The sequence below is a fragment of the Pseudomonas sp. genome, from assembly GCF_036387035.1.
In the GTDB taxonomy this organism is placed as follows: domain Bacteria; phylum Pseudomonadota; class Gammaproteobacteria; order Pseudomonadales; family Pseudomonadaceae; genus Aquipseudomonas.
In genome coordinates, this window is sequence record NZ_DASVUM010000044.1 from 19,496 (window position 1) to 27,832 (window position 8,337).

The window sequence follows — 8,337 nt, forward strand, 5'->3', positions numbered from 1 at the left end:
CAAAGCCGTCGTCCGACCCGCGCCCATAAACGCACGCCTTATCGTTCATCAGAATCTTCTAGTAGACCGACTTACTAGGATGTATTCTCCGAGCCTATGAATACTCCCAACACACGTGGTTCATCTGATGTCCGTCAAGGAATCCTCGACGTCGGCCAACGCATCATGGCCGCCAAGGGGTATTCCGGCGTTGGCCTGAATGAAATTCTGGCCACTGCCGGCGTGCCGAAAGGGTCCTTCTATCATTATTTCGGCTCTAAAGACGCCTTTGGCGAGGCGTTGCTCGAACGCTACTTCGAAGAATATCTCGCTGACATTGACCGCATCCTCGGCGAGCCTGGCCTGCCCATGGGCGAGCGGCTGATGAACTACTGGCGGGTCTGGCAGGACACGCAGTCGTTTCATGAATGCCAGGGTAAGTGCCTGGCGGTGAAACTCGGCGTAGAAGTGGCTGATCTTTCGGAAACCATGCGCGCCGTCCTCAAGCGTGGCACGGCGGGGATTACCGACCGGATTGGCAGTGCTATCGAGGCCGGGGTTGCCGATGGATCGCTGCCCGCCTGCGACAAGCCTTACGCCGTCGCCCAAAGCCTTTACCAGCTTTGGGTCGGGGCCAGCGTGATGGTCAAAATCGAGAAAAGCCTCTCCCCTTTCGAAACAGCCATGGCGACAACGCGCGTCATCTTGCGCCTTGCCTGATCGGCGCGCTGCAACTGCACCTCGCAGCATTCGCTGTCCTTAACCCTTCGCCTTCTGCGCCATGACACCGACCGGTTCGCAACCGGTCTCGTGGCGACATGTCCATGCATTCGTTGCCAGAGCCCGTATACCGCTCAAACAGCACGCCGAAAAAATCAACAAATAACTCTAGACGACTGGTCTACTCAGAGCTAAGGTGTACCGACTTTAGCCCATCCAAGGAATACACCGATGAAAGTTCTCATGGTTCTCACTTCCCACGACACCCTCGGCAACACTGGCCGTCCTACCGGCTTCTGGCTGGAAGAGCTGGCAGCGCCGTACTACGCGTTCAGCGACATCAACGCTGAAATCGTGCTGGCTTCGCCCAAAGGTGGCCAGCCTCCCCTGGACCCGAAAAGCAACGAGCCTGACTTCCAGACCGACTTGACCCGCCGCTTCGAAAATGATGAAAAGGCAACCGCTCAGCTCGCCAACACTGTCCGCCTGGACAGCGTCTCCCAAGGGGACTTCGACGCCGTGTTCTACCCAGGCGGCCACGGACCTCTGTGGGATCTGGCTGAAGACAAACACTCTGTGCAGCTGATTGAATCGTTCATCGCAGCCGGCAAGCCCGTCGCTGTGGTATGTCACGCCCCTGGGGTGCTGCGTCATGTGAAGAACGCAGACGGCACGCCGCTGGTACAGGGCAAACAAGTCACCGGCTTTGCCAACAGCGAAGAAGAAGCGGTTGGCCTGACTGACGTGGTGCCTTTCCTGGTGGAAGACGAGCTGAAGGCAAAAGGCGGCGTCTACTCCAAAGGTCCGGACTGGGGTTCGTACGTACTCACCGACGGCCTGCTGATCACCGGCCAGAACCCTGCCTCTTCAGGCCCGGCGGCAGACGTGCTGATCAAGGCGCTGCAAAGCAAATCGGCTTGATTACAGCCAGACGCGAGGGGTGTTCGCACCCCTCCTTCCCTGCCTTTGCTCCACGACTGAGATAAACCCCATGAACTGGTAATGAACGAATTCGACCCGACCCCAGGCCCGACGATATGTTGGGCTTTGTCGTTTCCGAGGTACGCAAACCGTTGAAAGAACAGGCTTCAGGGTCTGCCGCGCCAAAGGCTGGCATCCGGGAACCTGCACGATGCTGATTACCGGGCCGGTCGTTCACCGCTTGTGCAGTGCCTCACCCTCCCATGGCGAGCAAACCCAATCTGACGGGGGACAGCAGTGGCCGCAAAACTCAGCACAGAGAGAAGCAATACGTCATCAACCGGTACACAACGCGTTAACTATCTGATTGCCCCCAGAACCGGACGCTGACACGCACCATACATCTCTCAAGGATCATGAAGCGGACGCCGACGCTGTCAGACCCAAGATCAATATCGATATCGATATCGATATCGATATCGATATCGACAGACCATCGCCAAGACTTTCAACGACGACAACCTGATCGTGGCTCATGCCACCGGACACGTGAGCGCTGCGCCCGTCGAGCTGGTGGGCCTGGCACCTGCCGACCTGCACCCGATCGACTGAATCAAGAACCGCCATATTAAATGCCAGGCATAAAAAAGCCGTCGCAAGTGCGACGGCTTTCTGCAGCATGGGCGTTTACAGAGGTTCTTTCAGGCCAGTCAGCGGACCGCTCATTGAATCTCAGTCGACGTTTTTGGCCCATACCGCCTGGGCGTTGGTGAACTCGCGCAGCCCGAAGTGCGAGAGTTCGCGGCCGTAGCCACTCTTTTTAACGCCTCCCACCGGGATACGCGCGTTGGTGGCAGGGAAGCCATTGATGAACACCCCGCCGGTTTCCAGACGTCGTGCAATGCGTTGTGCACGCGTGATGTCCTGAGTCCACAGGCTGCCGCCCAATCCGTAATCACTGGTGTTTGCCAGCACGATGGCTTGTTCTGCGTTGGCGGCAACAGTGATTGCTGCTACAGGGCCGAAGGTTTCTTCGTCGAATGCGGCCATGCCTGGCTTCACATCGGCCAGCACAGTGGGCGCATAGAAATTACCAGGGCCGTCGATTTTCTTCCCGCCCAGCAGCAATGTCGCGCCGGCGGCGAGGGTGCGTTGAACCTGCCCATCCAGCTCATCACGCAGATCAGCGCGGGCCATCGGACCGACATTAATCGCGCTGTTCAGGGGATCACCGACTTTCAGCTGCTCAACCGCGGCAACGAATTTGCGCGTGAATTGCTCGGCGATGGGTTCCTCCAGAATAAAGCGCTTGGCCGCCAGGCATACCTGACCTGCATTCTGGAAACGCGCTTCGACGGCGGCTTTCACCGCCAGGTCGATATTGGCATCGGCCAGCACGATGAAGGCGTCGGACCCGCCCAACTCCAGCAGGCTCTTCTTGAGTGCCTTGCCCGCCGTAGCTGCCACCGCCGAACCTGCACGCATGCTGCCCGTCAATGTCACCGCGGCGATGCGCGGGTCTTCGATGGTGCGGGCCACGGTTTCATTGTCGGCAATCAGGTTGGTGAACAGGCCTTTCGGAAAACCGGCTGCCTCGTAGGCGTCTTGAAGTGCGTAAGCCGAGCCCATGACGTTAGGGGCGTGCTTGAGCATGAATCCGTTGCCTGACAGCATGATCGGCCCGGACGCGCGGATGACCTGCCACAGCGGGAAGTTCCAGGGCATCACGGCCAGCACGGTTCCGATAGGCAAGAAGGACACGTGGACGTCATCGTCGCCGTCTACCTTGACCGGCTCATCGGCGAGTCGGCAATCCATTCCAGGGTGGCCGCGCACTTTTCCACTTCACCTCGCGCCGCCGCCAGGGTCTTGCCCATTTCAGCGGTGATCAGCGCCGCGAAGGAGTCCGACCGCTCACGCAGCGTGGCTGCCAGGCGGCGGTAAGCAGAGACTCGCTCGCGCATCGGCGTGGCGCGCCACAGACGGAAGGCCGCGGCATTCACATCCAGCAACTGCTCGACTTCGCTTTGGGTCTGGAAGGGGTACGTGGCGATCAGCTCGCCGGTGGCCGGGTTGCGTGACGTGGCGACGTTTAGGGCAGAGATCGGGCTCAGGTCAGACATCGTTATTCCCTCGTTGGCGGTCGGAGCAGCACGTGTGCGCTGCGATGACCGCTACTTTAGGTACGTCCGAAAAGGCCAGGAAGGCGTGTTGTTATCCTATGACCGTGAGTCATAGGCAGTGTGACGGGGAATGTAGGTGACCAGCGACAGGTCCGGCCTTCCTTCCGGCGTCAACGCGACGTAGGTGAAATCGATATGACCGCTGATGGGGTGCAGCAGTCGTTTGCGCCCTTCTTCGAAACCTTTGACCTCGGTGTCCTGCCACCAGTCTCTGAATTCGGGGCTCAGGCCCGAAAGCTCTTCGATCAGGCTGTCGAACGGCGCCTTGTCCTGCGCCAGCGCGCGTGAAGCCCGAAACGCACTGATCATGCCCCGCGCCATCTGCTCCCAATCCAGAATGATGGTTCGGTACGGGATATACAGAAACAACAAACGAAGCGTGTTGCGCTCATGGGGCTGCAACGAACCGTAGTCCACGAACAGCTCGGCGATGGCGTCGTTCCACGCAAGAATGTCCAGCCGGGCGTTGCGCACATACGCCGGAATGGGATTGATCGCGCGCACCAGCATTTCCAGGCCCGCAGTCACCCCACCCCCGGTCGCAGCGACAGGCACCTCAAGCGCGGAAAGCGCATACAGATGCGCGGACTCCACACGGTCAAGTTTGAGGACTTTGGCGATTCGTTGCAGCGCGTCGGGCGAGGGCTGGATGTCACGCCCCTGCTCAAGCCAGGTGTACCAACTGACGCTGACGCCGGCGAGCGCAGCCACTTCTTCGCGACGCAATCCCGGCGTGCGCCGCGGCCCTTCCGGCAGGCCAAAATCCTTGGGGTCGAGCCGCGCGCGTCGGCTGGAGAGGAAATTGCCGAACTCGCGCCGCTGCTCTATAGACGGTCTTTTTGCCATAACTCACTCGTGGTCCACGTTCATCGGTAGCCGACAAACAGGCATCGTGGGTCAAGGCCTGGCGTGGGTCAAGCCGGTCAAGGTATCGGCGATCGCTTTAGTACGCCGCGCGGTGCCTTCAGTGGCCTGGTTCGAGTTTTCAAGGGTGCCGAGCATTTCGCGCAGCGCGCTCACGCCGGTGGACTGGTCTTCGATCTGCTGCGCCACTCGCTGGATCTCGCTGGACAGCAGGTCAATATCGACACCGATTTCCGCCGCGTTCTTGCGGGTGATTTCCGCCAGCTTGCGGACTTCATCGGCGACGACTGCAAATCCTCTGCCGAGGTCCCCTGCCCGTGCGGCCTCAATCGCCGCGTTGAGCGCCAGCAGATTGGTCTGGCCAGCGATCTGCTGGATCACCTGCACGATGGACTGGATGCGCAAACTCGACCCTGCCAACGCACGCGCGCCGACCACCGCTTCGTCCGCCTGACTGGCCAGCGCCTCAACGGTACTGCCGGCGTTTGCCGACACCGTGTTCTGCTGATCAATCGTGCCCGCCAGATCATCCATCGACAGGTGCAGCTCGCCGGAATAGTGCTTGATCTGCGTGGACATCTCTTCCTGCTGCTGCCCGGCCTGGGCAAGGACCCGACCTAGCGCTGCAAGGCCTTCGAAGACAGGAAGGACTTTGGTATCCAGCCCGCGGGTGTCCAGCGCATTGTTAAAATCGTTGAGCTTGAACGCCTCGATCTGCTTCACGATGACGTGATTCAAGCCCACCATCTTTTTGAGCTGGCGGCGCAGGAAAAACGCTTTGAATTCCCCGTAGTGGGCAATAAAGCGATCGACGTACTCATCGCTGAACGAAGCGCCTTTCGCCACGCGGAAGAAAAAGATCGCGGTGAGGGTCTGGTTGAGGTTCAAGCCGAGAATCTCGCCGAAAGTCGAGAAGCCCACCAGGGGCACGTCACCGAACAATCCGGTCATGCTGCCCAGATCCTTGCCGTTGTTGGCCCGGCGCAAGATGCAGTCGTTGAGAATCGCCGCGACGGGCTGCCCGCCCTTACCGCGCAGGAACTGCTCGTAATCTACGCGGGTGGCTTCGCGCAGCGGCGTGCGCTTGACCATCACCAGCTCCTCGCCGGGTGCCACGTCACAGAACAGCTGGATGATTTGCTGTGCGTAATCGATGCGCGCAATGGAGCGGACGAACAATTCGCTGCCCACTCGAATCGCAAACGAATAATCCGCCAGGTTTTTTTCCAGCGCCTGGGCGTCGCAATCGAACGCGTTACACAGGGCCTGCACCATGCTCATGATGTTGCCCTGGCTGTCGATCACCTGATCGATGGTCCGGTCTTCGACAGACGCCGTAAGCACGCTGAATGTAAGCCCGGCGGGCTTGAAGTTCTGACTTTTGAACACGCCGAAACGTATGTCGGCGGCGGTCTTGATAAAGACGATTTGCGCATGGTTCTGATAGCTGCGCTTGCCGTCGTGGATCAGCGTCTGCTTGAAATCCGACTTGCCGCCTGCCGAGCCCCCTACAAAGAGACAGGGAAAACGCCCCGACTCGTAGAGGGCTTCCATGAAAAACGATTCGGAGGCGGACAGCCCGTCAAACACCACATAGGCCAAGGTGTCGCGGTGGTCAATGGTGGTGCTGACCTGTACACGCTTGATGTTGCTGACCAGTTTTTCAATGCGCTCACGCATTTCCATGCGCTTGCCGCCGCTGCGGATGTCTTCGCATTCCAGCGGCACCATCACCACTTCGGCTGACGCAATCACGCTTTGCTCGAACAGCTGCAGCACGATGCGGTCCCAGCGGTCGCCGGTCGCGCAGTACAAACCGCTGGCACTGTTGCACAGCTCGCCTGATGTGGTGCACAGGCTGAGCGCACTGTCTGGAAACCGCTGCTTGATGCGCGCAGCGATCTGGTCGATGTCCAAATGCGGAGAAACGAACCCCGTCACCAGAACAGGAACCGAACGCACGCCCGCCAGGGCACGCTCCAGTTCGCCTGCGGTGCAGTTGATACTGATCGCGTCCTGGCGGTTGGCGCGGGAACGATCGAAGAGGCTGAATGGGTTCATCACTTGGCTCACTAGAAAGGGTCGCAGGGCGCATGCGTACATACGCGAAGCTTTTTCCTGTATCGGCGGTGGGCGATTCGACTGAAGCGTAGGAGATGGGCGGTGATTGTTGGATGGCTAAGACATGCTGAACGTCGTGCCCTTTGAAAGTCAGTGGCTGCATCGCTGCTTGCAAGACCCACAGGCGGAACCCGCATCGCCTCCAAAAGATGGACGAAGGAACCAAAGCCGATGAGATGCCACACAGAAGGATAAAATCCATCGCGGGTGACGTATGTCGATGAAGGTGACGGGTCCTGTCGATCAGGGCTTTGGCTTGGACAACAGTGCTTTGGGCTCGCCACAAGGGCGTATCGCTGATCAGCGGCAGGGGGGAGGAGGAATCGATTTCGGTGTACCGCCCGGTGCCGGGTCGCAGTCGGTGAACTTTGGCGGGCAATCGCCACCCAGCAGTGACAGCCGGGTGAGCCCCGGTGGGCGCGCGACTAATCCCACCGACCAAGATCTTGCGGCACTGGTGCGTAATCTGGTTGAGCAGATAATGCAGGCGCTGACACAATTCATGCAGCAAAACCGCAACGATGCGAGCGGATCGTCCCAGGGTAGCGGCAGTTCGCCTCAAGGCACGTCCGGGCAAGTCTCTCAGCCTTCTCAGCCGACGGCTTCTAACGCGGCGTCCCCGCCAGGTGCAGTTCCGAATGTAGCGCAGCCATCAACAGCTGTACCTCAAGCCGCCTCCCCTTCCCTGGCTACACCCGAGTCCGCAGCCGCGCCTGAATCCGTTGACAAGACCAGTGCCGTGGGCGACGCGCGTACCTCAGGTAGCGGGCCTTACTCGCTGAATATCACCAACTCTCAAGACCATGCGATCAAGATTGGCCAGTTTGATAAAAATGAAAAGCTGGTCGGTGAGTTGTCATTGGAGCCCGGTCAAAAAGGAACGATGAAGTACGAGGCAGACACGACGGGCCTCCTCAAACAGGCCGACGCGGACGGCAACTACAAACCTGATGCGAGCCGACTTGAGTTTTATAACGGCTTCATCAACACCAGCGACATTGATGGCCGCAACGCTGCGATTCACGCCACCGACGGCAAAGGTTTTGAAATTGGTGACAAGCGAAGTATCGCGGACAAAGCCCCTGACAGCATCACTTCACTGGACTCCGCCGGAAACAAGACCATCTCCGGATGGTATGACGGCTCCACGGAGAAGATGAAACAAGGGGGCGAGTTCCTGACCAATGAGCTGGGCACTGGCATGACCTACCAGCATCCTAATGACGACAACCTGGGCCAAAGCAATAACCCTATGCGGCATACCGATTCGATGTCTTTGGACGTGGTGTTCGGGAAGGCGTGAGAGGCTTTACCAAGGCTCGCACCGGAAGCGCCGCCTGTCTTTAGGGAGGGGAACGCTGAATAGAGGACTAGGACCGACTGCGCGATGCCGAGCCAAATCGCAGGAAAAAAAAATCTGGAAATCCGCATTCTCATGGGCCTTCCAGATTTTCGAAATGGTGGGTCGTGTGGGATTCGAACCTACGACCAATTGGTTAAAAGCCAACTGCTCTACCAACTGAGCTAACGACCCGCTTCGTTGTGGCGC

At 59.1% G+C, this 8,337-nt stretch carries 4 protein-coding genes, 1 tRNA gene and 3 pseudogenes; 3 read left to right on the forward strand and 5 right to left on the reverse strand.

Features of this window, described 5'->3' with window-relative positions; all coding sequences use genetic code 11:
- Nucleotides 1-96 precede the first annotated feature (96 nt).
- The gene (locus tag VF672_RS04045; RefSeq protein ID WP_331101725.1) at nucleotides 97-699 is read left to right on the forward strand and encodes a TetR/AcrR family transcriptional regulator; all 603 of its coding nucleotides are present in this window, start codon (nucleotides 97-99) and stop codon (nucleotides 697-699) included.
- Between the two features lie 231 nt (nucleotides 700-930).
- On the forward strand, nucleotides 931-1,620 hold the full coding sequence (locus VF672_RS04050) for a type 1 glutamine amidotransferase domain-containing protein (protein ID WP_331101727.1): 690 nt from the start codon (nucleotides 931-933) through the stop codon (nucleotides 1,618-1,620).
- Between the two features lie 732 nt (nucleotides 1,621-2,352).
- Here the strand turns inward: VF672_RS04050 and VF672_RS04055 are convergent.
- The 4 genes and pseudogenes from VF672_RS04055 to VF672_RS24515 form a co-directional block, all read right to left on the reverse strand.
- A pseudogene (locus VF672_RS04055) lies at nucleotides 2,353-3,734 on the reverse strand (NAD-dependent succinate-semialdehyde dehydrogenase).
- Between the two features lie 105 nt (nucleotides 3,735-3,839).
- Nucleotides 3,840-4,649 carry a helix-turn-helix transcriptional regulator gene (locus VF672_RS04060; protein WP_331101729.1) on the reverse strand — a complete coding sequence of 270 codons (810 nt, stop codon included), beginning with the start codon at nucleotides 4,647-4,649 and terminating at the stop codon, nucleotides 3,840-3,842.
- A gap of 51 nt (nucleotides 4,650-4,700) precedes the next feature.
- A pseudogene (locus VF672_RS24510) lies at nucleotides 4,701-5,087 on the reverse strand (methyl-accepting chemotaxis protein); the annotation flags it as partial.
- Nucleotides 5,088-5,573: 486 nt separating this feature from the next.
- Nucleotides 5,574-6,770 (reverse strand): annotated as a pseudogene (locus VF672_RS24515) (FIST signal transduction protein); the annotation flags it as partial.
- Nucleotides 6,771-7,002: 232 nt separating this feature from the next.
- On the opposite strand from VF672_RS24515, the gene VF672_RS04070 reads away from it, so the two are divergent.
- Nucleotides 7,003-8,091, forward strand: coding sequence for a hypothetical protein (locus tag VF672_RS04070; protein WP_331101733.1), 1,089 nt, complete (start codon nucleotides 7,003-7,005; stop codon nucleotides 8,089-8,091).
- Between the two features lie 155 nt (nucleotides 8,092-8,246).
- Here VF672_RS04070 and VF672_RS04075 read toward each other — a convergent pair.
- Nucleotides 8,247-8,322, reverse strand: a tRNA-Lys gene (locus VF672_RS04075).
- Nucleotides 8,323-8,337: the final 15 nt, after the last annotated feature.